This is a genomic window from Streptomyces sp. NBC_01446, from assembly GCF_026340095.1.
In the GTDB taxonomy this organism is placed as follows: Bacteria; Actinomycetota; Actinomycetes; order Streptomycetales; family Streptomycetaceae; genus Streptomyces; species Streptomyces aureus.
On record NZ_JAPEPO010000003.1, the window covers coordinates 718887 to 743458 of the forward strand.

Sequence of the window (24572 nt, forward strand, 5' to 3'; positions counted from 1 at the left end):
CGGATTTACCCGGGGGGAGGAGTCACAGGGTTGTTCCGCACCTGTCCGCGTGTGTGGCGGGTGGGTGTGGGCGTGGTGAGGACGGCGAGGCAGGCGATCACGAGGGCGATGCCCATCCAGCCGGCCGCGGGCAGGAGTTCGCCGACGACCAGGACGGCGAGGACGGCAGCGACGGCCGGTTCGAGCAGGGACAGGGTGGTGGCGGTGCTGGCGGGTACGTGGGCGAGGCCCCAGCCGAAGAGGACGTACCCGGCGAGCATGGGGACGAGCGCCATGTAGGTGCCGACGGCCGCGTTGGACCAGGAGGCGAGGAGCGGGGTACCGGTGACGAGGAGGACGGGCACCAGGAGCAGTCCGCCGAGTCCGAAGACAGCGCCCATCGCAGCCCGGGAGGGGATCTGACGGGTGATGAGCCGGTGTGCGGCCCAGGAGTAGAGGGCGTATGTGGCGGCGGCGACCAGCCCGAGGCCGATGCCGAGCAGCGTGCCGGCCATGGAGGTGCGGCCTGTGCCGCCGGCGGCATGGGTGGCTTCGGCGACGCACAGCAGGGTGGTGCCGAGCAGGCCGAGCGCGGCGGCCAGTGTCCAGCGGCGGGTGAGCCGGCGGCCGTCCACGACGCGCTCGATCAGGGACGATGCCAGCGGGGCGGTGCCGATCGAGACGACGGTGCCGACGGCGACTCCGGCCAGGTGCATGGAGCTGTAGAACGCCAGGGGGTAGACCGCCACCGAGACGGCGCCGAGCAGAACCGTGCCGCGCTGGTCGCGCAGCCGGGACGCGTGGGCAGCGATCTGCGGGGCGGCGATCAGGGCTTGGAGGAGACCCCCGAGGCCCATGGCGACGGCCCCGATGGCGAGCGGGCCCACGTCCGGGGCGAAGGTGGCGGCCGTGCCGGTCGTCCCCCACAGCACGGAGGCGGCCAGCACGCACAGGGCCCCCGTTCCTGCGGACCGGCCTCGGCCGGTGCCCTTCACAGCCGGTCCAGCAGGGCCGCGGCCATCGAGCGGGCGTGCTGGACACGCTCGCCGTCGCCCTCCAGGCCGGCGCGGGCCATCGCGCCCTCCAGCAGGAAGGAGAGATGCTCGGCCGTCGCGCGGGCCTCGTCGGGCCGGCCGGGAAGCAGCTGCTCCAGGTGGTCGGCGATCAGGCTCTCGACCTGCTCCTTGTGGGCGCGGACCACGGCCCGGCCCTCGTCGCCGGCAGGCAGCTCGGCGGCGGCGTTGAGGAGACCGCAGCCGCGGAAGCCGTGTTCGTAGGCGAAGGCCGCGTGATCGCAGTACGCGTCGAAGACGGCCAGTACTCCCTCATGGGGGCCGTCGGCGTGCTCCAGGCGTGCCCGGTACAGGCCGAGCCACTCCTCGTGCCGGGCATCCAAGTAGGCCCGGACCAGGTCGGCTTTGGAGGAGAAGTTGTTGTACAGGCTCATCTTCGCCACGCCGGCCTCGGTCGTGATCGTGTCGATACCGGTCGCCGCCACACCATCGGCGTAGAAGCGCCGGGCCGCCGCCTCCAGGAGCCGTTCCCGGGCCGGCCGCCGCCGCCCCCGTCCCGTCACGCCCGTATCGGTCTCACTCATCACAATCCAAAGCTGGTAGGTAGGTAGGTAGGTAGGTCTACCTAGAATAGCCGACCTGGATGGATGCCGCGCCAGTCGTGAGCGTTCGGCTCCGGCGCGGGCGCGGGCTGCCGCACGCTTCCCCATTCGCCGCATGCGGGCCGACCTCAGGCCGGGCCCTGGTGTTGCGACCTGCGGCCGGGCTGCACCACAGGCGGTGAAATTCGGTGGACGGCGGCACATGAGACCAGCGCACAGACCGTGCGGCGCGTTCACTGCCGCAGGTCGGGCACAACCATGCGGCCCGGCGCTCGCAGGGCACCGCGCGGGCGAGCCGCTCGGCAAGCGCAAGGCCTGCGCACGACGGCGACGGGGCGGCACCCCCGGCGAGGTCCGTCTCGCCGGGGGTGCCGGATGCGCTCGGGGCGCGGTCAGCCGAGCCAACACATCGGCCCGAGGTGTATGCCGCCACCGGAGTCGATGACGCCGGCCGTGACCCAGCCACCGTCGGGGGACGCGAGGAAAGCGACGACCGCCGCGATGTCGGCCGCGGCGCCGAAGCCGGCACCGGCAGAGGCGGCGCCTTGGGTGTGACGGGCATCACTTTGTACTTCACGACGTCCGCAGGTCATCATATGACCCGATCGCTGCTTGTGACTGGAGCAGCACAACGACACGTACGAGTCAACGATGACGAGGGCGGACATGAACGACCAGCAGCGGCCTGCGCGGGCGCGTGTGGGCGTGGTGGGGCTCGGGGCCATGGGCCTCGGCATGGCCGGCAGCCTGCGCACCGCCGGATACGACGTGGGGGTCCACGACCTGCGGCCGGAGGTGGCCGCCGGGTTCGCCCTCGCCGGCGGGACGGCGTTCGCCTCCCCCGCCGAGCTGGCGGCCGGGGTGGACGTCCTGATCGGCGTCGTGGTCAACGCGGCGCAGGTCGAGTCGGTCCTCTTCGGCGACGGCGGGGCAGCAGAGCAGCTGCGCCCCGGTTCCGTCTACGTGATGTGCTCCACGGTCGACCCGGACTGGTCCACCGAGCTGGAGGACCGTCTGGGCGAGTTGGGCGTGCTCTACCTGGACGCGCCCATCTCCGGCGGCGCCGTTCGCGCGGCCGCCGGCGAGCTGACGATGATGACGTCGGGCTGCGCCGCGGCGTACGCCGTCGCCGACCCGGTACTCGAAGCCATGAGCGCCACCGTGTACCGTCTCGGCGACCACGCCGGTCTTGGCTCGAAGGTCAAGATCGTGAATCAGCTGCTCGCGGGCGTGCACATCGCCGCTGCCGCCGAGGCGATGGCTCTGGGGATCAAGGCCGGCGTTCCGGCCGAGGCGCTCTACGAGGTCATCACGCACAGCGCCGGCAACTCATGGATGTTCGAGAACCGTATGGCACACGTGCTGGCGGGCGACTACACGCCGCTGTCCGCCGTCGACATCTTCGTCAAGGACCTGGGGCTCGTACTGGATTCGGCCCGGCCCCAGAAGTTCCCGCTGCCGCTGTCCGCCACCGCCCACCAGATGTTCCTGCAGGCGTCCGCCAGCGGACTCGGCGGTGAGGACGACAGCGCCGTTATCAAGATCTTCCCCGGCATCGGGCTGCCGCAGCCCGTGAACCAGCTCCAGCCGACCAACCAGCCCAAGAAGGAGGACTGACGTGAGCGTCCGCCTCGGGTGCATCGCCGACGACTTCACCGGCGCCACCGACCTGGCCAACAACCTGGTGCGCGCCGGCATGCGCGTGGTCCAGCTGATCGACGTACCGGCCGAGGGCACTGACCCCACGACTGATCCTGCGGCCGACGCGGACGCGGTGGTCATCGCCCTCAAGTCGCGTACGGTCCCGGCGGCCGAGGCCGTCGAGACGTCTCTTCGCGCCCTTGAGTGGCTGCGCGCCGCGGGCGCCGAGCAGATCTACTTCAAGTACTGCTCCACCTTCGACTCGACGCCGGCTGGCAACATCGGCCAGGTCACCGAGGCCCTGATGGACGCGCTCGGCACCGACTTCACCGTCGCGACGCCCGCGTTCCCCGACAACGGGCGCACCGTCTTCAAGGGTCACCTGTTCGTCGGTGACGTCCTGCTCGGCGAGTCCGGCATGCGCCACCACCCGCTCACGCCGATGACCGACTCCAACCTGGTGTCCGTGCTCGACGCGCAGACGACGCGGCCCGTCGGCCTCATCGACCACAAGGTGGTGGCACAAGGCGCTGACGCGGTCCGGACCCGGATCGCGCAGCTGCGGGCGCAGGGGGTCGGCGCCGCGATCGTCGACGCCGTGTCCAATGACGATCTCGTACGGCTCGGTGCGGCGGTCAAGGAGCTGGCGCTGGTGACCGCCGGTTCGGGCCTGGCGATCGGGCTGCCCGCGAACTGGGGTTTCGAACCGTCCTCGGCCGCCGCCCAGCTGCCGCCCGCCTGCGGCCGGCAGGCCGTCGTCGCCGGTTCGGTGTCCGCCGCCACGAACGGCCAGGTACGGGAGTTCCTCAGCACCGGCCGCCCCGCGTTCAGCGTCGACCCTCTGCGGATCGCCGCCGGCGAGGACGTCGCCGCCCAGGCGCTCGCCTTCGCCGACAAGCACCTCGCCGACGGGCCCGTGCTCGTCTACTCGACCGAGTCGCCGGACGCCGTCCGCTCGGTGCAGGGGCGGCTCGGCGCCGCCGAGGCGGGTGAGCTGGTGGAGCAAACACTCGCCCGCGTCGCCCAAGGACTCATCCAGCGCGGCGTGCGGCAGCTCGTGGTCGCGGGCGGCGAGACCTCCGGCGCCGTCGTGCAGGCGCTCGGCCTCACGGGCCTGCGCATCGGTGGGCAGATCGACCCGGGTGTGCCGTGGTGCGCGGCGCCGCTGCCCGGCGGCGACACCCTCCACATCACACTCAAGTCGGGCAACTTCGGCGGCCCGGACTTCTTCACCGCGGCCTTCACCCTCCTGACCGGGGAATCCAAGTGACACAGGACCGCGAGACCCAGGACCGCGGAACAGGGGACATCGACACGGCCGCCGACAGCGCACGCGCCGAGATCGTCCGCGTCGGCACCAGCCTGTTCGCCCGCGGCTACGTCCACGCCAGCGCCGGCAACCTCAGCGCGAGGCTCGACGACGGCCACCTGATCACGCCGACCGATGCGGCCCTCGGCTTCCTCGACGCCGGCCGGCTCGCCCAGGTCGACGGCGACGGCGAGCAGATCGCGGGCGACCGTGCCAGCAAGACGCTCACGCTGCACCGGCGCATCTACGCGGCCGACCCCACCGCCCGGTTCGTCATCCACACCCACTCCACGCACCTGGTCGCGCTGACGTTGGCCGGCGTGTGGCAGCAGGACGACGTGCTCCCGCCCCTCACCCCGTACTACGTGATGAAGGTGGGCCACGTCCCGCTGGTCCCCTACCACCGGCCCGGTGACCCGCGCGTCGCCGACCTGGTCACCGAACTGATCAACTCCCGTGCGGCGAACGGCACTCCTATCCGGGCGGTGCTGCTCGACCGGCTCGGCCCCGTCGTCTGGGGCCCCGACGCCGCGTCCGCGCTGGCCGTACTCGAAGAGCTGGAGGAGACCGCACGCCTGTGGCTGACGACCGGCCGCAGCCCCGAGCCCCTGACCGACGACGCCATCGCCGAACTGAGGACCGCCTTCGGCGCCTCCTGGTAGAACCCCGCTCCCGTCCCCATCCGCTCGAGAACCACTGAGCCGCACAAGGAAGTGCCCCTCATGTCCACGACCGTGACAACGGCCGACGCCCCTGAACTCGCCCGCGAGAATGCTGTGTTCCGCAAAGTCATCCGGCACATCGTCCCCTTCCTGGTCCTCTGTTACGTCGTCTCCTACCTGGACCGGGTCAACGTCGGCTTCGCCAAGCTGCAGATGTCCCAGGACCTCGGCTTCAGCGAGGCGGCGTACGGCCTCGGCGCCGGCCTGTTCTTCATCGGCTACTTCCTGTTCGAAGTCCCCTCGAACCTGATGCTGCAAAAGGTCGGCGCCCGCACCTGGATCGCCCGGATCATGATCAGCTGGGGCGTGGTCTCGGCGTTGTTCGTCTTCGTCAACAACGAGGCGACGTTCTACGTGCTCCGGTTCCTGCTCGGCGCCGCCGAGGCCGGGTTCTACCCGGGCGTGATCCTCTACTGCACGTACTGGTTCCCCTCCGCCCGGCGGGCCCGGGTGATCGCGCTGTTCATGTCGGCCATCCCCGTGGCGGGCATCTTCGGCAACCCGCTCTCGGGCTGGATCATGGACGTCTTCGAGGGCACCGGCGGCTGGAACGGCTGGCAGTGGCTGTTCCTCATCGAGGCGCTGCCCGCCATCGCGGTCGGCGTGATGACGCTGTTCTACCTGGACAACAGTGTGCGCGACGCGAAGTGGCTGAACGACGACGAGAAGAGCGTGATCGAGCGCGCACTCGCGAAGGACACCAAGCACCACAGCGAGCACGGCAAGACGTGGGACGCGTTCCGCGACCCCAAGGTGTGGCTGATGTGCCTCATCTACTTCTTCTTCGTGATGGGCCAGTACGCGCTCACCTTCTGGATGCCCACCTTCGTCGAGTCCACCGGCATCAAGGGTGGCTTCACCATCGGCGCGCTGAGCGCCGTGCCGTACCTGGCCGCGCTCGTCGCGATGAACCTCTTCGGCCGCTCCGCAGACAAGCGGCGCGAGCGCCGCTGGCACCTGGTCATCCCGAGCCTGATGGGCGCCGTCGGCTTCTCACTGGCCGCGAGCTGGACCGGGTCGACCGCCCTGTCCCTCCTCGCGCTCTCGATCGCCGCCGCGGGCGTGCTGACCTGCGCGCCGCTGTTCTGGTCGCTGCCGACCGCCTTCCTCAGCGGCACCGCGGCCGCCGCCGGGCTCGCCGTCATCAACTCGGTGGGCAACCTGGCCGGCTTCGTCAGCCCGTACATGATCGGCTCGCTCAAGGACGCCACCGACTCGACGGCGATCCCGATGTACGTCCTGGCGCTGGGCCTGGTCATCGGCGCCGCGGCCGTCCTCGCCACCAAGAAGAGCGTCGTCAACCGCTGACCGAGCCTGCCTCACCCCCTACGGAGTCACCATGCCGAGGTTCGCCGCGAACCTGTCCACGCTGTATCCCGAACACGACTTCCCCGACCGCTTCGCCGCGGCCGCGTCGGACGGCTTCGAGGCCGTCGAGTACCTCTTCCCGTACGCGTACGAGGCGACCGAACTGCGGCGCCGTCTCGACGCGCACGGCCTGCAGCAGGTGCTGTTCAACGCGCCGCCCGGAAACTGGGACGCGGGTGAGCGCGGGATCGCGGCGCTGCCCGGACGCGAGGCCGAAGTGCGCGACGGCGTCGACCGCACCCTGGAGTACGCCGCCGCGCTCGACTGCCCGCGCGTGCACATGATGGCGGGTCTGGTACCGCAGAACGCCGACCCGGCGCCGTACCGTGCGACATACCTGTCGAACCTCGCCTACGCCGCGGAACAGGCAGCGACCGTCGGCGTCGACATCCTGATCGAGCCGATCAACGGCCGCGACATGCCGGGCTACTTCCTGAACCGGCAGGCCGACGCCCACGCGGTCGTGAAGGAGGTGAGCGCCCCCAACCTGAAGGTCCAACTCGACCTGTACCACTGCCAGATCGTCGAGGGCGACCTCACCGCCACACTCCGCCGCGACCTGCCCACCGGCCGCGTCGCCCACCTCCAGATCGCGGGCGTGCCCGACCGTCACGAGCCCGATGCCGGGGAACTGAACCTGCGTCATCTCATGTCCGTCGTCGACGAGCTGGGCTTCGACGGCTGGATCGGCTGCGAGTACTTCCCCAAGGCCGGCACGAGCGAGGGTCTCGGCTGGCGACACATGTTCCAAGGAGAGAACGCATGAGGATCGTCATCACGGGTGGCTTCGGCTTCCTGGGCCGCCAGGTCGCACAGGCCCTGCTGGAGCAGCGCACGTTCGACGGCGCCCCCCTCACCCGCCTCGTACTCGCCGACCTCTTCGTACCGCAGGACTCGGCGCTGGCCGCCGACCCGCTCGTGGACGTGGTCCAGGGCGAGGTGACCGAGCGCCTCGGCGACCTGTTCGCGCAGCCCGTGGACGTGGTCATCCACCTCGCGGCCGCGGTCTCCGCCGAGTGCGAGGTGGACTTCGACCTCGGCATGGGCGCCAACCTGGACACGACCCGCGCCCTCCTTGAGGCCGCGCGCGCCCAGTCGGCCGCCGGCGGTCCGAAGGTACGGGTGGTCTTCGCCAGCAGCGTCGCCGTCTACGGCTCGGACGCCGCGCTCCCGCTTCCGGAGGTCGTCAGCGAGTCGACGCTCCCCACGCCACAGTCCAGCTACGGCGTCCAGAAGCGGATCTGCGAGCAGCTGATAGCCGAGTACACCCGCCGCGGCTTCCTCGACGGCCGCGTCACCCGCCTGATGACGGTCTCGGTGCGCCCCGGCAAGCCGAACGCGGCGGCCTCCGGTTTCCTGTCCGGCATCGTCCGCGAGCCGCTGGCCGGCCTCGAGGCGACCTGCCCGGTCAGCCCGGACCTGAGGGTCGCCCTCGCCTCCCCGAGCCGCACGGTCGAGGGCATCCTGCGCGTGGCCCAGGCCGAGCGCGGCGAGGGCCCCGGACAGCTGTCCGGCACCCTCCCCGTCAACCTGCCGGCCCTCACTGTCACGGTCGCCGAGATCCTCGACACGCTGCGTCAGGTCGCCGGGGACGCCGTCGCCGACCTGGTGAAGGTCGCGCCGGACCCGGCCGTCGAAGCCATCGTCGGCTCCTGGCCGGCCGCCTTCGACAACGCCCGCGCGGCCTGGCTCGGCCTTGAGCCCGACGCGGACTTCGCAGCCGTGGTGCACCAGTACGTCGCCGACCACGCGCAGGCGGTCACCGCCGGGGCGGCCAAGCCCACGCCGATAGACTGACGACCATGTTTACCAAGGTGGACGGGCCTGTCCGGCTCGCGGACCGCGTCGCCTCGATGCTCGCGGACGAGATCGAGTCCGGGCGGCTGACCACGGGCGACAAGCTGCCGACCGAGGTGGAACTGGTCAAGCAGCTCGGCGTCAGCCGCACCGTGATCCGCGAGGCCGTGTCGCGGCTGAGCAACGCGGGCCTGGTCGAGGCGCGTCAGGGGCGGGGCGTCTTCGTCCTGCCCCGGCGCACCCGTCCACTCGACCTCGAGGCCGACACCACCGGCACCACCGACACCAAGGCCAAGGTGCTGCAGATCGTCGAGGTCCGCCGCGCCATGGAGGGCGAGGCGGCCGAACTCGCCGCCACCCGCGCGACCGCCGCCGACCACGCCCGGATGCGGCAGGCCCTAGCCGCGATCGACGAGGCGGTCGCGGCGGGCGGCGACGGCGCCGACGAGGACCTGGCCTTCCACCGCTCCATCGCGGAGTCGACCGGCAACGCGGTCTTGGTCTCCACCGTCCGCTACCTCGGCGAGGTCTCCCGCGGCGGCATCCGCGTCACCCGCGCCAACGAGGCCCGCCGGGGCGACTTCTTCGACGCGGTCCGCGAGGAACACCACGCCATCCTGGCCGCCATCGAGCAGGGCAACGCCAAGGCGGCCCGCACGGCCGCCCGCCGCCACCTCAAACACGCGGCGGCCCGGCTCCAAAAGGCGGGCCCCGAGTTCTGGAACACGGCGCAGGACCTGGGCGTGGAGCTCGACGCGGCTGAGTAGTCCCCCAGTCCTGGCTGACGCTCAGCTCGGCCGAGCACATACCCGGGTGGCTCGTGGCGGGGCGCGCCGGGGACGTCACATCGCGCCGAGGAAGATGTCGCACTCGCCGAATGGGCCACCGCTCCTGTCCTTGGAACGGCGGCCGGCAGTGCGCGAAGCGCGCCACGCACTCTCCGGCTCGCTCGGTCATGAGCGGGCCGGGTCCGGTCGTCACCAGCCCGAGTCGTCCCACTGATCCAGCGGAGCGTCGTCCGTGACGCCGTTCACGGGCAGGGCGTCGGCGGCCAGTGACCGTTCGGTCCAGACGATTTTGCCTCGGTCCAGGTGGCGCGTACCCCAGCGTTCGGCGAACCGGGAGACGAGGTAGAGCCCGCGGCGTCCTGCGTCAGTCGTCGCCTCCGGGCGCAGGTGCGGGGCGGTGGTTCTGCCGTCCGCCACCTCGCAGATCAGACAGGCAGTTGAAGGGCGGCAGCGGCGGCTCCGCAGCTTAGGTCAGCAGGAGCCGTTCAGCGTCGAAGAGGTCAATGCCCACGGGGGCAGTGCCTCGGTCACCGGCCCATCGGAGAACCCGCTCCAGGCTTGACCGCCCGTGCCGGGCTGCCGCGCAGAAGCGCCCGGCCGAGTGAGACGGGCGCGGATGAGCGCCTTCCGGCGAGCGGTGCATCGGTTTTTGCGAGACCTTGAGGAGGAGCGCGCCCCACAGTGGCGACGCGTGTCCAGGGTGACACCCACACCCAGCGAGGAAGGCGTGCTGTGGTGAGCGATTCGGATACGGGCGCCGCAGGGCGGAGCCAGGGCGAGCCGGCCCAGCTCTCGGCGATCGAGTTGAACGTCAACGATCAGGTGCGACGGCTTGAGGTGGATCCACGTACCTCGCTGCTCGACGCGCTGCGCGAGCACCTGCGCCTGAGCGGGACCAAGAAGGGGTGTGATCACGGGCAGTGCGGCGCCTGCACGGTGCTGATCAACGGCCGACGCGTCAACTCCTGTTTGGCGCTCGCCGTGATGCATGAGGACGACGAGATCGTGACGATCGAAGGCCTGGGCGTTCCCGATGGTCTGCACCCCATGCAACGCGCCTTCGTCGAGCGTGACGGCTTCCAGTGCGGCTACTGCACTCCCGGCCAGATCTGTTCGGCCGTCGGCATGCTCACCGAGGTGGAAGCGGGCTGGCCCAGCCACGCCACCGCTGACGTGGCCTCGCCGCGGATCGCGTTGACCGATGAGGAGATCCGCGAGCGGATGAGCGGCAACATCTGCCGGTGCGCCGCCTATCCGAACATCGTCGCGGCCATCCGTGGCATCGCGGAGGGAGGCCCGCAATGAGGTCCTTCACGTACGAGCGAGCGACGGACGCACAGGCCGCCGTCGCTGCGGTGTCCAGAGCCGGCGCGAAGTTCATCAGCGGCGGCACGAATCTGCTCGACCTGATGAAGCTCGACATCGAGAAGCCCAGCCATCTGGTCGACATCAGCCGGCTTCCGTTGCGGGACATCGAGGAGCTCCCGGACGGCGGACTGCGCATCGGGGCACAAGCGGCGAACTCCGATGTGGCCGCCGATGCACGAGTGCGCACCCGCTACCCGGTGCTGTCGGAGGCACTGGTGGCCGGCGCCTCGGGCCAGCTGCGCAACAAGGCGTCCACCGGGGGAAATCTGTTGCAGCGCACGCGCTGCCCCTACTTCTACGACACAGCTGCGGGCTGCAACAAGCGGGATCCCGGCTCCGGATGCTCGGCGACCGGCGGGTTCAACCGGATTCACGCCGTCCTCGGCGCCAGCGACTCCTGCATCGCGACCCACCCCTCGGACATGGCCGTCGCGATGACCGTGCTGGAGGCGGAGATCGAGCTGCTCGGCGCCGACGGGTCGGTACGCCGCGTCGGCATCGCAGACTTCTACCGGCTGCCGGGCGATACGCCGCATATCGAGACGGTGCTGCGTCCTGGCGAGATGATCACGAGCGTGCTCCTGCCCGCGCCCCCGACCGGCCGGCAGATCTACCGCAAGGTGCGAGACAGGGCGTCGTACGAGTTCGCGCTGGTCTCCGTGGCCGCCGTCGTCTCGACCGATCAGGGAGCGGTCAGTGAGGCGCGGGTGGCTTTCGGCGGTGTGGCGCACAAGCCCTGGCGGTCCATCGAGGCGGAGACCGCGCTGACCGGCCGTCCCGCCACGATGGCCACCTATCGCGCCGCCGCCGAGGCCGCGATGCGCGACGCCGTGGGGCAGGGGCACAACGACTTCAAGATCGAGCTGGCCAAGCGCACGCTGTGCCGCACGCTGGCGCATGCAGCTCAGGCGAGCTGAGGAGACGAGATGATCGGGCAAGCTCTGAACCGCGTCGACGGCCCGTTGAAGGTCGCCGGACAGGCCACCTACGCCTACGAGCAGTGGGGGGCCGGCCAACCTCTCTACGGGTTCATCGTCGGCGCGACGATCGGCAAAGGCCGCATCACCCGCATCGACACCGAGGACGCCGAACGCGCACCTGGCGTAGTGATGGTGATGACCTATCACAATGCCCCCGCGCAGGGTGTCCGTGACGAGTCCGTTCCCGCCGAATACTGGCGCGCCCAGCCGGTGCTGACCGGCCCCGACATCCACTATTACGGCGAGCCGGTGGCATTCGTCGTCGCGACGGCCCTCGAACAGGCCCGAGCGGCGGCCGGTCTGGTCGAAGTCGAATACGCCGGCGGGCACGGACGTTTCAACTTTGCCGAGCAGGAAGACGAGGTGTACATCCCGAAGGTGGTCAACGCCGGTCTCCCGACCGACACTGCGGTCGGCGACTTCGATGCCGGGTTCGACAGCTCGGCGGTCAAGGTCGACCAGGAGTACACGACGCCGTACGAGCTCTCGATGCCGATGGAACCGCACGCGTGTCTCGTGGAACCGCGCGACGAGGACCTGGTCGTCTACGTCAGCTGCCAGATCGTCGACGCGGCGCGGGCCTCGGTCGCCGCCACGCTTCGTCTCGACCCGGAGCGGGTTCACATCGTCACCCCTTTCGTGGGCGGGGGATTCGGCTCCAAACTGGGCATCCATTCCGAGACGATCCTGGCGGCGCTCGCCGCTCGCGAGTTGCGCCAACCGGTCAAGGTCGCGATGACCAGGCAGCAGATCTTCCAGCTCGTCGGCAACCGTCCCACAACCAGCCAGCGGGTTCGACTGGGCGCGGAGCAGGACGGACGGCTGAGCGCGATCGCCCATGACGTCACCATGCACACCAACCCCGACGTGGAGTTCGCCGAGCAGACCGCCGCCACGACCCGCAGCCTTTACGCCGCGCCCCACCGGTTGACCAGCCACCGGCTGGCGCCGCTCGATCTGCCGCCCGGGACCGACGTACGCGCACCGGGTGAGGCGCCGGGCATGCTGGCGGTCGAGTCGGCGATGGACGAGCTGGCCCAGGCGCTCGGGATGGACCCCGTCGAACTGCGGATCCTCAACGAACCCACCGTCGATCCCGAGCGGGACGTGCCGTACAGCGACCGGCACCTGGTCGACTGCCTGCGCGAGGGCGCGCGCCGGTTCGGCTGGGAGCACCGCCCCGCCACCCCGGCGAGTGTGCGCGACGGCCGGTGGTTGGTCGGCTACGGCATGTCGGCCGCCATCCGCGGGCACTTCCAAGGGCCGACAGCGGCGCGGGTGCGGTTGGAGGCCGACGGCACGGGCGTCGTCCAGACGGACATGACCGACCTCGGCACGGGCACGTACACCGTCCTGACCCAGGTCGCGGCCGACGGGCTCGGACTGCCGCCCGATCGGGTGCGGACCGAGCTCGGGCGTTCCGAGTTTCCCACCAGCTGGGGGTCCGGCGGCTCGTGGGGCGCCGCCAGCTCGAGCAATGCGGTGCACGGTGCGTGCATGGCCCTGCGCGAGCAGGTCCTGACCGCGGCGTGTGGCGACACGCGCTCTCCGCTGCACGGCCTGGACCCGGCAGACGCCGTGTTCTCGGATGGCAACGTGGTCATCGGCGGCGCGTCCGAGGCTCTGAGCGAAATCGTCGCACGCAACCACCCGGAAGGGTTCGAGGCGGAGGGCGGTACCCGCTTCATGGGCGACGATCCGAACTACACGGACTACTCGATCAACACCTACGGGGCCCATTTCGCTGAAGTGGGGGTCGACGCGGACACCGCCGAGATCCGGCTGCGGCGGATGCTCGGCGTGTTCTCGGTGGGCCGCCTGCTCAACGCGAAGACGGCTCGCTCGCAGCTGATCGGCGGCATGATCTGGGGAGCCGGCGCGGCCCTCGAAGAAGAGGCCGTGGTCGACCTGCGATCCGGCGCCTTCGTCAACCGGGACTTCGCGCAGTACCTGGTGCCGGTCCACGCCGACGTCCCCGACGTCGACGCGGTCGTCCTTGACGGGTACGACGACAAGGCCAATGTCCTGGGCGCGAAGGGCGTTGGCGAGCTGGGCATCTGCGGGGCCGGTGCGTCGATCGCGAACGCGGTGTTCAACGCCACCGGCGTGCGCGTACGCGACTTCCCCATCACCATCGAGAAGGTGCTCCCCGGCCTACCGCTGATGGATTCCTGAATCCGTGACGACGGTGCGGGTTCGCCGGCCAGTGGGCGTGAGCCGGCCAAACCTGGACCGCACCGAGCACCTGAGGTACATCCCGCCGGACGCTCACCGGACCCGAACCGACGGCAGGCTGCGGCCCGGGCCCGGCTGCGGGCTGAGGGCGGCTCAGGTGGTGCTGTCCTTCGGCGGTTCGGGTTGGGTATGGAGGATGTCGCGGGCCTGTTCCGCCGCGCGCGCAATGCTTTCGGAGACGAAATCGAGGAAACGGGCGATGTTCTCCAGACGGGTCGCCGCCGGAGTGCCCGACCCGAGAACACCGACACCCTGCCGCGCAATATCAACCATGTGGGCAGTGGAACGGGCGGACGCCATCATCGACTGGTACATGATGTCGTTGTCCACGACATAACGCTCACGGCGGCGCTCATCGCGCTCCCGGCGGACCATGCCCTGGCTCTCCAAAAACGCGACCGCCTTCGAGATCGACGCAGGGCTGACCTGTAGACGCTGGACGAGTTCGGCGGCGGTGAGACTGCCCGTGTCGGTGAGGGTGAGGCAGGACATCACCCGCGCCATCATCTTCGGCGTGCCCGACTGTATGAGGACGGTCGTGAACGTCTCCTCATACGCAAGCACCGCCTGGGCATCACGCCCATAAGCCTGCGCGGGCGTGTCCGCGTCCCGGGGCGTGGCCTGTTTACGGCGGGCCCGCTGTTCCGTAGCCCGGTGCGCGAGGTCCGCACGGTAGGCGGTCGGGCCACCGTTACGCATCACCTCACGCGTGATCGTCGACGTCGGCCGCTCCAGGTTTCTGGCGATCTCGGCATAGGCGAGGCCATCGGCCAGCCCCAACGCGATCTGCTGGCGTTCCCGCTGAGTAAGTCTGCCTCCCGGCATTACGTTCTCCTTCTCCTTAGCGGCCCTGCACCGGCCGCCGGGCACCCACGCGCGGCGACCGGCGTCGGTGCCCGGCGGCCGGGCTCGTGTCCAGCGCCCGCGCACGGTCTCCGGCGTCAGGTGTCCGTGTCTGGGGTCCGGCGGGTCGACTATAGCGTTCACTTCCATTTCATTGCAACGGCCAGGGCTGAGGCCTGTTGCATTAGAGCCCAGACCATTGCAATGAAATCCCTGCAACTACCTGCGTTTATAGGGTTCTTGAGCAACAAGACTGTTGCTCGATCCTTGAATGCAACGTAGCGTTTCACCCATCAGAAACAACGGATCGAAGGAGCACACCATGCAGAAGTTCGACACCCCCTCCCCCATCACCGCCGTCCTGGACATCCCCGCGGGGCGTATCCAGTTCATCGCCGCCGACCGCGCCGACACCACCGTCGAGATCCTGCCCGCCGACGCCTCCAACTCCCGCGACGCGAAGGCCGCGGAACAGGTCACCGTCGCCTACAGCGACAGCATCCTGCGCATCGAAGCGGCCCCGGCGAAGAACCGGATCCTCGGCAACTCCGGCTCCGTCGAGGCCACCGTCCAACTCCCCGCCGGCTCCCGCGTCCAGGCCAAGGCCGCCGCTGCCGAACTCCGCGGCGTCGGACGCCTCGGCGAGATCACCTTCGAAGGCGCACACGCCTCGGTCAAGCTCGACGAGACCGCCAGCGCCCACCTCACCCTCCAGGCCGGCGACATCTTCATCGGCCGCCTGAACGGCCCCGCACACATCAACACACAGAAGGGCGACCTCAACGTCGCCGAAGCCACCGGCGGCACCGTCGAACTGCGCACCGAGTCCGGCGACATCACCATCGGCGCCGCCCGCGGCACCTCCGCCACCCTCGACGCCGGCACCACCTACGGCCGCATCCACAACACACTCCAGAACACCGCAGGCGCCACCGCCGGCCTGAACATCCAGGCGACCACCTCCTACGGCGACATCACCGCCCGCACCCTCTAACCACCCGCACTCCCTAAGGAGCAGCCACCATGACCAACCTGGCCATCGCAGCGAACGCACTGCGCAAGTCCTACGGCGACAAAACCGTCCTCGACGACATCGACCTCGCCGTCCCGGAAGGAACCGTCTTCGCCCTGCTCGGGCCGAACGGCGCCGGCAAGACCACCGCCGTCAAGATCCTGTCCACCCTCATCTCCCCCGACCCCGCCTCCGGCGAGATCCGCGTCGGCGGTCACGACCTCGCGACCAAGGCGCAGGCGGTGCGCGCCGCGATCGGGGTGACCGGCCAGTTCTCCGCCGTCGACGGCCTGATCACCGGCGAGGAGAACATGCTCCTCATGGCCGACCTGCACCACCTCCCCAAGTCCGAAGGACGGCGCGTCACCGCCGAGTTGCTGGAGCGCTTCGATCTCACCGACGCCGCGAAGAAGCCCGCCTCCACCTACTCGGGCGGTATGAAGCGCCGCCTCGACATCGCCATGACCCTCGTCGGCAACCCCCGGATCATCTTCCTCGACGAACCCACCACCGGTCTCGACCCCCGCGCCCGCCACAACATGTGGGGCATCATCCGCGAGCTGGTCTCCGACGGCGTCACCGTCTTCCTCACCACCCAGTACCTGGACGAGGCCGACGAGCTCGCCGACCGCATCGCCGTGCTCAACGACGGCAAGATCGCCGCCGAAGGCAGCGCCGAGGAACTCAAGCGGCTCATCCCCGGCGGACACATCCGGCTCCGGTTCACCGACCCGGACGCCTACCAGAACGCCGCCCTCTCCCTGCACGAAGCCCATCGCGACGACGAAGCCCTCGCCCTGCAGATCCCCAGCGACGGCAGCCAGCGCGAGCTCCGCACCATCCTCGACCGGTTGGACACCGCCGGCATCGACGCCGACGAACTGACCGTGCACACCCCCGACCTCGACGACGTGTTCTTCGCCCTCACCACCACCAACGTGCCGGCCCAGCCCAACCAGCCCAAGGAGACCGTCCGATGAGCTCACTGACCCTCGCCGTGCGCGACTCGTCCACGATGCTGCGCCGCAACCTCCTGCACGCCCGGCGCTACCCCTCCCTCACCCTGAACCTGCTCCTCACCCCGATCATGCTGCTGCTGCTCTTCGTCTACATCTTCGGCGACGTCATGAGCGCCGGCATCGGCGGCGGCGGCGCCGACCGCTCCGTATACATCGCCTACATCGTGCCGGGACTGCTGCTGATGACCATCGGCTCCACCACGATCGGCACCGCGGTGTCCGTCTCCAACGACATGACCGAAGGCATCATCGCCCGCTTCCGCACGATGGCCATCCACCGCGGCTCCGTCCTCATCGGACACGTCATCGGCAGCGTCCTGCAATGCATCGCCAGCGTCATCCTCGTCGGCGCCGTAGCCGTCGCCATCGGCTTCCGTTCCACCAACGCCACCGCCCTGGAATGGATCGCCGCGTTCGGGCTTCTCGTCCTGTTCGCGATGGCGCTCACCTGGATCGCCGTCGGCATGGGCCTCATCAGCCCCAACGCCGAAGCCGCCAGCAACAACGCCATGCCCCTCATCCTGCTCCCCCTCCTGTCCAGCGCCTTCATCCCCACCAACACCATGCCCGGCTGGTTCCAGCCCATCGCCCAATACCAGCCCTTCACCCCCGCCATCGAAACCCTCCGCGGACTCCTCCTCGGCAGCGAAATCGGCAACAACGGCTGGCTCACCATCGCCTGGAGCCTCGGCCTCACCGTCCTCGGCTACTACTGGTCGAAAGCGAAGTTCAACGACGACCCGAAGTAGCCCGCATGACCACCCGCGCCACCACCCGCAAAGCCCGCACCATCTCGTGGCGGCGCACCCCGACACCACGTCGGAGTACGCCGCCACACCCGTATCTCCTCAACGCACCCTCAGGCGGGCGCCCGCAGATCACCGCCCCGACAGCCCACCACTCGCCCCACCCGCGCACGCACGACAAGACCCGTGACGAGGCCCACGGCGAGGTGCTGGGCGAGCCAGTTCGCGCCGCAGGTTGGAGACGGGGCTACTTCGGGCCGGAGTTGAACTCGGAACCAGCTGGAGCCAATTGGGGCCCGGGATCCGGGGGCGGCATGCGGCGCGGGCCGATGTCAGCGCCGGGACATGTAGAGGTTGAATGCCTTGTGCAGAACCTTGTTGAGCGGGAAGTCCCATTCCCCAAGGTATTCAACGGCCTGTCCGCCGCTGCCGACCTTGAACCGGAGTAGGCCGAGGAGGTGGTTGTCCTCCTCCAGCGTGTCGGTGATGCCACGGAAGTCGTAGATGCCGGCGCCGAATTCGTGGGCATCGGACATCATTCGCCACTGGATGGCGTTGTTGGGCTGGACCTCCCGCTTACGGCTGGTGGAGGCCCCGTAGGAGTACCAGACGTGCTCGCCCACGGTCAGCATCGTGGCGGCCGCGAGTACCTCTCCCTCGTGGTGGGCGAGGTAGAGGCGCATGCGGTTGTCGTCCTCGGCCTGCAACGCGGTCCACATGCGCTGGAAGTAGGCCAGTGGGCGCGGGATGAACTGGTCCCGTTCGGCGGTCTCGACGTAGATTGCGTGGAAGGCGGGCAGGTCGTCGTAGTCGCCCTGGACCACTTTGACGCCGGCCTTCTCCGCCTTTTTGATGTTGCGTCGCCACTGCTGGTTGAGATCGCGCTGGATTTCTTCCAGCGGCCGTCCCTTGAAAGGAACTTGGAACACGTAGCGCGGCTGGCCTGCGGCGAAGCCGTCCTCACCGCCAGACTCGGTCTGCCGCCAGCCCATCCGGCGCAGCCGGTCGGCCAGCTCGAGGGCGTCGGGCTCGTGAATGGTGGCCTGCGCATCCCCCAGCTTTGTGGCCTGCGGGTCGGCGATCGCGGCCTTGACCGCCTCGGCGCTCCAGCGGCGTTGCACCACGGGCGGCCCCATCTTCACGGAGAAGACGCCCTGTGCTTTCAAGTACTCGAGCATCGGCCGAAGCCACTGGTCCAGGCCCGTCGCTGTCCAGTCGATGACGGGGCCCTCAGGCAGGTAGGCGAAGTACTTCTTCAATTTCGGCAACGGACGAAGCAGCACCAGCCCGGCACCAACGAGTTTGCCGCCTTCGTCGAACCAGCCCAGGCTCTCCCCCCGCCAGTCCGGCTTCACATCCGCCCAGGCCGGAACCTGCATGTGACTCACTGACGGCTGGGCTGCGACGAAAGCCAGATGTTCGTCGCGGGTGATCGACTTCAGGCGATAGCTCATGCGCAGCGCTCCTCTGTTCGACGCGCCACCCTGCTGAGGCACGTTGCACGAACCCAGGCCTCACAGAATGTCACCAATCACGGGATATGGCACAGCATCTCCATGTGCTGTCGGCGTACGGCCAAGAGTGCAGAGTGGCGTGCACCAGGAAGTACACAGTCGCGATCTACCTCTACGCGATCGACATCTATAGGAGCGCGGGAGCGGCCATAAGGGTCCAGCGACTACGCGAAGTGACGGCAAGCTGCCGCGACAGTGTGCCGGACTGGCCGGTGCGCGGGTATCTGCTCTTCCAGGGTCGAGGCAGCCCGATCCGGGCGGCGATCTGAACAGGTGCGTGTGTCCATAGAGGGCAGGGCTCGCGAGAGGGCAGGGCTCGCGCATTTCGGCTCGATCGACTGCACCGGCGTTCTCAGTCTGCGGGTGCCGGTTCGGCGGGCCGGGCCGTGAAGAAGCGGGTGATGTCTTCCGCCGCGGTCGGGGACAGCATCATCGCCTGGACTCGTGCGGACATTTCGGCGATCGGGTGAATCCTGGTGAACATCACCTCCTCGTACGTCCGGATCGCCGAGTCCGGGTCGGCGGGGTTGGCGGCGAGTCGGCCGGCGAGTTCGGCGGCGTCGAGCATGGCCTGGTTGGCGCCCTCGCCGACCGGTGGCATGAGGTGCGCGGCGTCGCCGATGAGGGTGACGCCCGGCCGGCTGGACCAGCACGTACCGATGGGCATCGCCTCGATCAGGCGCGGCGTCGGCGCGCTGTCCCCGGCCTCGATGAGTGCGGTGAGCCGTGGGTCCCAGCCGCCGAACGTGTCCAGCAGCGCGCGCTTACTACGGTATGCGTCGAGGGGGCGATCGTCTGCGCGCAGCGAGATCCCGACACGCAGGCTGCCGTCGCTGAGGCGTTGCGCTGCCAGGATCTGGTTCACGCCGACGCACCACAGGTTCCCGGGGCCGACCAGCTCGGCGAGATCCGGATGGCGCCGGTCGACATCTTCGATGTTCAGCTCTACGAGGGTGGCCACATAGGACAATTGGACGTCGGTCAGCAGCGACCGGACGATCGAGCGCGCGCCGTCCGCGCCGATGAGGATGTCGCAGCCGGTTCGGTGGCCGCCATGGAACGTCAGTTCCCAGCCCCCGTCAGGTCGCGGGTTCGCCGCGACAAGCCGGCGCTGCCACACAACCGTGTCGCCGGGGAGGGAATCGAGCAGAAGATCGCGCAATGCGCTCCGGTCAATCTCGGGACGTCCGGAGAATGAGCCAGGTTGCGGCTCATGGTGCACCAGGGTCCGTCCGGTCGGGTCGACGATGCGATGTTCCTCGCCCTCGGGCCGCGCCTCCGACCGGAACCGGCCGGCGAGACCCGCCTCGGCCAGGGCCTGTTGCCCGGACTCCGGATGCAGGTCGAGGGCGCCGCCCTGCGGCCGCGCGGATCGGCTCGCCTCGCGCTCGTACACCACCGCATCGATGCCGTGCTGATGCAGGATCCGTGCCAGTGTCAGCCCGCCAAGGCCGCCACCAGCGATCGCAATTCGCATTCCCACCCCGCCTTTACCGTACACTGTCCGTATGAATGCACCGTACGGTAGCGAAATGTTGCCCGTTTGGGAAAGGCCCGAACCTCAGCCGCGGGCGGCGCCGGTGCCGTTGAGCCGCGAGAAGATCGCCGCTGCGGCGATCCGGCTTGCCGACGCGCACGGCCTCGACGGACTGTCGGTTCGCAAGATCGCCAAAGAACTCGGTGTCGGTCCGATGCGGCTCTACGACTATGTGATCAACAGATCCGAACTGCTCGATCTGATGGTCGACGTCGTCTACGCCCGGATCGCCGAGGTCGGCCGGCACTCCGCGTGGCGCGCCACGGTACTGGCCATCGCCCACGCGACCCGCGATGCCGCCCTTGATCATGAATGGTTTTCCGACCTGCTCGGCGGAAGGCCGCACCTGGGACCTCACGCGCTCGCCGTGGGCGAAGCGACCGCGGCGGCGCTGAGCCAGGCCCCCGGCGTGCACGGCATCGACGAGCTCCAGCGTGCATTGGGCGCCCTCAACGCCTTCATCATCGGAGCGGTCCGCAGAGAGGTCACCGAGCGACGCACCACCCGTTCCACCGGCACCGATGAAGCCGCCTTTCAGGCCAGCCTCGGCCCCTACCTCACACGCATGTTGGAAACCGGCAGGTACCCCACCATCGCCCGGCTCGTCATCGACGGCGCCCACCTCAATGCCGAGGAGACCTTCCACCACAACCTGACCACCGTCTTGGACGGCATCACCAGCCGACCCCGCACGTGACCGACTGCTTTGCGGCCGGCATCGGCTTCCAGACGGCCGGCGGCCGTCTGGAAGCCGATGCCGCGTACTCGCGGCCCGTGGCGCCTGGCGAGATCACCGTGAGCGAGGCAGCTCAGTCCGGCCGGTGACTTCGATCACGCCGGGGCCGCGCAGGCCGGCACTCCGTTGCCGACGTCGACACGGCCAGCCGCATCTCCCACAGTGACTTCGCGCTCGCCCTGATCGACGAGATAGACGCTCCTCGTCACCACCGCACGCATATCGGTGTCGAAGGGGCGCGACCGGAGCAGGCCGACGGCTCCGAGGCCACCGAGCCGCTCCGACCAGTCCGAGAAGACCAGCGCCTCAGCAGGGTCACGTGCCAATTGGAGCGCTCAGTCCCAACAGCTGTGGACGAGTGCTGTACTTGGCCCGCATCCCCAAGTACAACGCTCAGTTCTCGTGGCACCGAACGCGTCAGGCACCGACCAGATCGGCCTCATGGGCGAGGATTGCGGCCTGGGTCCGGTTTTCGAGGCCGAGCCGGGCGAGCATCCGGGAGACATGCGTCTTCACGCTGGCCAGGGACAGGTGAAGAGTCTCAGCGATGCTCTGGTTGGGGTGCCCCGCACCGATGAGGGCCAGGACATTGCGCTCGGAGTCTGTGAGAGTGCGGATCTTCTCCCCCAGGAAGCCAGAACCACGCGTCGGCGCGTGACTGACCAACTTCTTCATGATCTCAGGCGAGAGAACGAGTCCGCCGGCCGCCAAGGTCCGCACTGCGGCAGCCAGCTCCCCCGCAATGAGGTCCTTCTCGAGGAAGCCCCCAGCTCCGGCATTGAGCGCCTGGAGGACGATGTCGTCGGCGCTGAAGCGAGTCAGTGCCAGTACCCGAGGAGACTCCTCCATCCGCACCAGCTGGACAGTGGCTTCCACCCCTCTGCCGTTGGGCAAGTGCAGGTCCATGATGACGACGTCGGGACGGTACTCCCTGGTGGCACTGACGGCCTGAAAACCGTCAGCGGCTTCACCAACGACCTCAATTCCGTCCGCAGCCTCCAGCGCCGAGCGCAGGCCGGAACGGATGAGGCTCTGGTCATCAACGATTAGAACGCGGATCACGCGCTTCCCTTTCAATCGGGGCGAGGGGCACCGCCCGCAGCTCACTGCCAGACGGCACCAAGATCACTACCCTGCAGGCCACCTGGCGTGCTTACCCAGGCCAAATGCAACGCTCACGGGCCAACTACAGCGCTCAGTCACAGCAGCGCTCCTGTGACTGAGCACCCGAGTTGACACTGTTCGCCAACTCCGCTGCTCAGCTCCGGATTGCGTTCACCGTGGTCACGTTGCGAGCGGGCCATCGGCCGAATGGGTCGGGGTCGGTTTCGGGTTCGGCGTCGACTCCGAGCCTCGCGCCCTTCGCGTCGAGCGGATACCAAGGGGAGGGACGCGATGGCCTCGGTGGGCCGGTCTTGCCTGATCAGGCAACTCTGCCGGCGCGCGGCGCCCCTCGGACGCGGCGGACGAGAGAAGTACAGCGAGCGCCTCGCCCTCGCGGCCGGCCTCTTCCAGCAGCGATGCGAGCATCACGTCCCTGACGTACTCCCCGCCGCGGTGGTGGCATACGCCGCTCGCATCATTCCGCTGGCCCGGAGCAACACTCGCCCGGTGAGGACCGGGCGAACGGCGCCGTGCTGCGCGCAGCCTGAAGCGTCCCCGCCCTGACGCCCGCACCCCACCCGCGCGATGCCAACGGGTTGTCCGCCAATAACCGTCGGTCACCCCACCAGAAATAGAGGACAAAGCATAAAATTGTAGGGCCATCCGCGACGAGGGAGGTTGCTCTCTATGTCAACAGGAACTCTTCTGGCGATCATCATCCCGGTGGTCGTCGTGCTGCTTCTGATCGGCGTGGCCGTGGCGCTCTTCATGCGCCGTCGCCGCCTTCGTGAGCAGTTCGGGCCGGAGTACGACCGGACGATGGAAGACGCCGACAGCCGCACGGCCGGCGAGCGGGAACTCAAGGCCCGAGCGAAACGCCATGACGCGCTCGACATCAAGCCCCTGGAAGAGGGACGCCGGGAACGCTACCGGCACGACTGGGACGACGTGCAACAGGAGTTCGTCGACCGGCCCGAGACGGCCGTGCACGACGCGGACCGTCTGGTGACCTCGCTCATGCACGAAAGGGGATACCCGACGGAGGACTTCGAACAACGCCTCAAAGACCTCTCCGTCGAGCACGGGAGCACCCTGAAGCACTACCGGGAAGCCCACGAGATCGACACCCTCAGCACGCAACACAAGGCAAGCACGGAACAGTTGCGGGGGGCCATGACGAACTACCGCGCCCTGTTCGACGAACTGCTCAGCAACGGCGGCCAGTCGCGCCACGCGCGTGCCTAACCCTGGCCAAGAGGAGGAACTATGCCACGCGATTCCGCATCGGACCCTATCCTCACGGGCCGGTCCACCGAAGACCTCGCCCAGCCGAAAGACAGCCGATCGGACGCACCGCCGCCGGAAGAAGGGCGGCCGGAAGAAGGGCGGCCGGACGGAGCTGCGACGGCCGAACCGGCGCAGCAGCAGCAAGCCGAACAGCCAAACAAAGAAGAAACGCCCCCGCTCCTGACGACCGGGGACGCCCAAGACTTCCGCGATCGCTGGAACAAGGTCCAGAGCACCTTCGTGGACGAGCCACGGGAGGCCGTTCAGTCGGCGGACACCCTGGTCACCGATGTCATGCAGACCCTGGCCACCACCTTCGCCGATCAGAAGCGTGGGCTGGAAGGCCAGTGGAAGAGCGGCGAGGAAGCCAACACCGAAGACCTGCGCAAGGCGCTCCGGCACTACCGGTCCTTCTTCAACCGCCTCCTCACCGCCTAGCCAGTGCAGGATGACGCCACGCTCCTTCTCGGGATCATCCTGGCCGTCAGGAGGGAGTGAGCCCCAGGGCCGGCCCAAGAGAGCCGCAACAGCACGTCGAGCTCTGGCACAAGGACATGCAGCGACCGCGCGGCACGTCGCCCTCGGCGTCCAGGCCACCGTCCTCCTCGATGAACGCCTCGGCAGACGCCTCTTGAAGGCCTGGTGGGACGGCCGCAGCGGGCTGCTCACACCGCTGGAACCGGCACCGGCGAGGTTGACGCGACGTCAAGCGACGGCATGAGAGCCTGACCGCCGGGCACCCGGTTCTCGGGAGGTGGGCTGATGGCTCGTACGGTCGCCGGCTCTGCGGCGCTGCGTGTCACCGCCGAAGTGGTCGGCTGGTGGGCGGTGTTGACGGGACTCTGGCTCGTGCTGATCTCCCGCGTTGACCTGCTGGAGTGGGTGGTCGGATCGTGCGCCTCCCTCCTCGCCGCCTTCGGCGCCCGCGCCGCGCGCGTGGCCGCGACGGGGCGGAGCGGATCCGCGTGACGC

The 24572-nt window shown here is 69.1% G+C and carries 26 protein-coding genes; 18 read left to right on the forward strand and 8 right to left on the reverse strand.

Annotated features, from left to right (window positions below; genetic code table 11):
* Positions 1-5: 5 nt before the first annotated feature.
* Together OG456_RS47910 and OG456_RS47915 are read right to left on the reverse strand one after the other, a co-directional pair.
* Entirely contained in the window at positions 6-974 is a 969-nt protein-coding gene (locus OG456_RS47910) for a DMT family transporter (RefSeq protein WP_266571379.1), read from the reverse strand.
* Positions 971-1576, reverse strand: a complete 606-nt coding sequence (locus OG456_RS47915) for a TetR/AcrR family transcriptional regulator (RefSeq protein ID WP_266571380.1) — start codon at positions 1574-1576, stop codon at positions 971-973. The genes OG456_RS47910 and OG456_RS47915 overlap by 4 nt, the downstream gene beginning before the upstream one ends.
* A gap of 684 nt (positions 1577-2260) precedes the next feature.
* On the opposite strand from OG456_RS47915, the gene ltnD reads away from it, so the two are divergent.
* From ltnD to OG456_RS47950, 7 genes are read left to right on the forward strand one after another with little or no spacing between them, the layout of a single operon-like run.
* Positions 2261-3211 carry an L-threonate dehydrogenase gene (gene ltnD / locus OG456_RS47920; RefSeq protein WP_353963591.1) on the forward strand — a complete coding sequence of 317 codons (951 nt, stop codon included), beginning with the start codon at positions 2261-2263 and terminating at the stop codon, positions 3209-3211.
* A 1-nt stretch (position 3212) separates the two neighbouring features.
* Positions 3213-4505 carry a 3-oxo-tetronate kinase gene (gene otnK / locus OG456_RS47925; RefSeq protein ID WP_266571382.1) on the forward strand — a complete coding sequence of 431 codons (1293 nt, stop codon included), beginning with the start codon at positions 3213-3215 and terminating at the stop codon, positions 4503-4505.
* A complete protein-coding gene (locus OG456_RS47930; protein WP_266571383.1) occupies positions 4502-5206 on the forward strand; it encodes an aldolase in 705 nt (234 codons plus the stop codon). Before otnK ends, OG456_RS47930 begins: the two co-directional genes overlap by 4 nt.
* Before the next feature lie 60 nt (positions 5207-5266).
* Positions 5267-6574 (forward strand): MFS transporter, encoded by a 1308-nt coding sequence (locus OG456_RS47935; protein ID WP_266571384.1) that lies wholly within the window; start codon positions 5267-5269, stop codon positions 6572-6574.
* 31 nt (positions 6575-6605) lie between these two features.
* A complete protein-coding gene (otnI, locus tag OG456_RS47940) occupies positions 6606-7400 on the forward strand; it encodes a 2-oxo-tetronate isomerase (RefSeq protein WP_266571385.1) in 795 nt (264 codons plus the stop codon).
* Positions 7397-8431 carry a D-erythronate dehydrogenase gene (gene denD, locus OG456_RS47945; protein ID WP_266571387.1) on the forward strand — a complete coding sequence of 345 codons (1035 nt, stop codon included), beginning with the start codon at positions 7397-7399 and terminating at the stop codon, positions 8429-8431. The genes otnI and denD overlap by 4 nt, the downstream gene beginning before the upstream one ends.
* Positions 8432-8436: 5 nt before the next feature.
* Positions 8437-9198: a FadR/GntR family transcriptional regulator gene (locus OG456_RS47950; RefSeq protein ID WP_266571388.1), complete on the forward strand. Its 762-nt coding sequence runs from the start codon at positions 8437-8439 to the stop codon at positions 9196-9198.
* 210 nt (positions 9199-9408) lie between these two features.
* Here OG456_RS47950 and OG456_RS47955 read toward each other — a convergent pair whose 3' ends face one another.
* Positions 9409-9636, reverse strand: a complete 228-nt coding sequence (locus OG456_RS47955) for a hypothetical protein (protein WP_323136476.1) — start codon at positions 9634-9636, stop codon at positions 9409-9411.
* Positions 9637-9954: 318 nt separating this feature from the next.
* Here OG456_RS47955 and OG456_RS47960 point away from each other — a divergent pair, with 318 nt between their 5' ends.
* From OG456_RS47960 to OG456_RS47970, 3 genes are read left to right on the forward strand one after another with little or no spacing between them, the layout of a single operon-like run.
* Positions 9955-10524: a 2Fe-2S iron-sulfur cluster-binding protein gene (locus tag OG456_RS47960; RefSeq protein ID WP_266571389.1), complete on the forward strand. Its 570-nt coding sequence runs from the start codon at positions 9955-9957 to the stop codon at positions 10522-10524.
* Complete coding sequence (locus OG456_RS47965; RefSeq protein ID WP_266571390.1) at positions 10521-11504, forward strand: xanthine dehydrogenase family protein subunit M; 984 nt, start codon at positions 10521-10523, stop codon at positions 11502-11504. Before OG456_RS47960 ends, OG456_RS47965 begins: the two co-directional genes overlap by 4 nt.
* A 9-nt stretch (positions 11505-11513) precedes the next feature.
* Positions 11514-13742 carry a xanthine dehydrogenase family protein molybdopterin-binding subunit gene (locus OG456_RS47970; RefSeq protein ID WP_266571391.1) on the forward strand — a complete coding sequence of 743 codons (2229 nt, stop codon included), beginning with the start codon at positions 11514-11516 and terminating at the stop codon, positions 13740-13742.
* A gap of 153 nt (positions 13743-13895) precedes the next feature.
* Here OG456_RS47970 and OG456_RS47975 read toward each other — a convergent pair whose 3' ends face one another.
* Positions 13896-14627 (reverse strand): helix-turn-helix domain-containing protein, encoded by a 732-nt coding sequence (locus OG456_RS47975; protein WP_266571392.1) that lies wholly within the window; start codon positions 14625-14627, stop codon positions 13896-13898.
* Positions 14628-14967: 340 nt separating this feature from the next.
* On the opposite strand from OG456_RS47975, the gene OG456_RS47980 reads away from it, so the two are divergent.
* The 3 genes from OG456_RS47980 to OG456_RS47990 are packed head-to-tail and all read left to right on the forward strand — an operon-like array spanning position 14968 to position 17425.
* On the forward strand, positions 14968-15639 hold the full coding sequence (locus tag OG456_RS47980) for a DUF4097 family beta strand repeat-containing protein (protein ID WP_266571393.1): 672 nt from the start codon (positions 14968-14970) through the stop codon (positions 15637-15639).
* A gap of 29 nt (positions 15640-15668) precedes the next feature.
* A complete protein-coding gene (locus OG456_RS47985) occupies positions 15669-16637 on the forward strand; it encodes an ATP-binding cassette domain-containing protein (protein ID WP_266571394.1) in 969 nt (322 codons plus the stop codon).
* Positions 16634-17425: an ABC transporter permease gene (locus OG456_RS47990; RefSeq protein ID WP_266571395.1), complete on the forward strand. Its 792-nt coding sequence runs from the start codon at positions 16634-16636 to the stop codon at positions 17423-17425. The genes OG456_RS47985 and OG456_RS47990 overlap by 4 nt, the downstream gene beginning before the upstream one ends.
* Positions 17426-17754: 329 nt before the next feature.
* On the opposite strand, the gene OG456_RS47995 is transcribed toward OG456_RS47990, so the two are convergent.
* Positions 17755-18876, reverse strand: a complete 1122-nt coding sequence (locus OG456_RS47995) for a peptidoglycan bridge formation glycyltransferase FemA/FemB family protein (RefSeq protein WP_266571396.1) — start codon at positions 18874-18876, stop codon at positions 17755-17757.
* Between the two features lie 86 nt (positions 18877-18962).
* Here OG456_RS47995 and OG456_RS48000 point away from each other — a divergent pair, with 86 nt between their 5' ends.
* Entirely contained in the window at positions 18963-19205 is a 243-nt protein-coding gene (locus OG456_RS48000; RefSeq protein WP_266571397.1) for a hypothetical protein, read from the forward strand.
* Between the two features lie 83 nt (positions 19206-19288).
* Here the strand turns inward: OG456_RS48000 and OG456_RS48005 are convergent, their stop codons facing one another.
* Entirely contained in the window at positions 19289-20413 is a 1125-nt protein-coding gene (locus tag OG456_RS48005; RefSeq protein WP_266571398.1) for an NAD(P)/FAD-dependent oxidoreductase, read from the reverse strand.
* Between the two features lie 31 nt (positions 20414-20444).
* On the opposite strand from OG456_RS48005, the gene OG456_RS48010 reads away from it, so the two are divergent.
* Positions 20445-21170, forward strand: a complete 726-nt coding sequence (locus tag OG456_RS48010) for a TetR/AcrR family transcriptional regulator (RefSeq protein WP_266571400.1) — start codon at positions 20445-20447, stop codon at positions 21168-21170.
* A gap of 134 nt (positions 21171-21304) precedes the next feature.
* Here OG456_RS48010 and OG456_RS48015 read toward each other — a convergent pair whose 3' ends face one another.
* Both OG456_RS48015 and OG456_RS48020 read right to left on the reverse strand, forming a co-directional pair.
* Positions 21305-21535 (reverse strand): hypothetical protein, encoded by a 231-nt coding sequence (locus tag OG456_RS48015; protein WP_266571401.1) that lies wholly within the window; start codon positions 21533-21535, stop codon positions 21305-21307.
* A 91-nt stretch (positions 21536-21626) separates the two neighbouring features.
* Positions 21627-22271 carry a response regulator transcription factor gene (locus tag OG456_RS48020; RefSeq protein ID WP_266571402.1) on the reverse strand — a complete coding sequence of 215 codons (645 nt, stop codon included), beginning with the start codon at positions 22269-22271 and terminating at the stop codon, positions 21627-21629.
* 729 nt (positions 22272-23000) lie between these two features.
* Between OG456_RS48020 and OG456_RS48025 the strand changes: the two genes are divergently transcribed.
* The 3 genes from OG456_RS48025 to OG456_RS48035 all read left to right on the forward strand — a co-directional run bounded on the left by OG456_RS48025 (position 23001) and on the right by OG456_RS48035 (position 24569).
* Entirely contained in the window at positions 23001-23558 is a 558-nt protein-coding gene (locus OG456_RS48025) for a hypothetical protein (protein ID WP_266571403.1), read from the forward strand.
* Positions 23559-23579: 21 nt separating this feature from the next.
* Complete coding sequence (locus OG456_RS48030) at positions 23580-24038, forward strand: hypothetical protein (protein ID WP_266571404.1); 459 nt, start codon at positions 23580-23582, stop codon at positions 24036-24038.
* Positions 24039-24362: 324 nt separating this feature from the next.
* Complete coding sequence (locus OG456_RS48035) at positions 24363-24569, forward strand: hypothetical protein (RefSeq protein WP_266571405.1); 207 nt, start codon at positions 24363-24365, stop codon at positions 24567-24569.
* Positions 24570-24572: the final 3 nt, after the last annotated feature.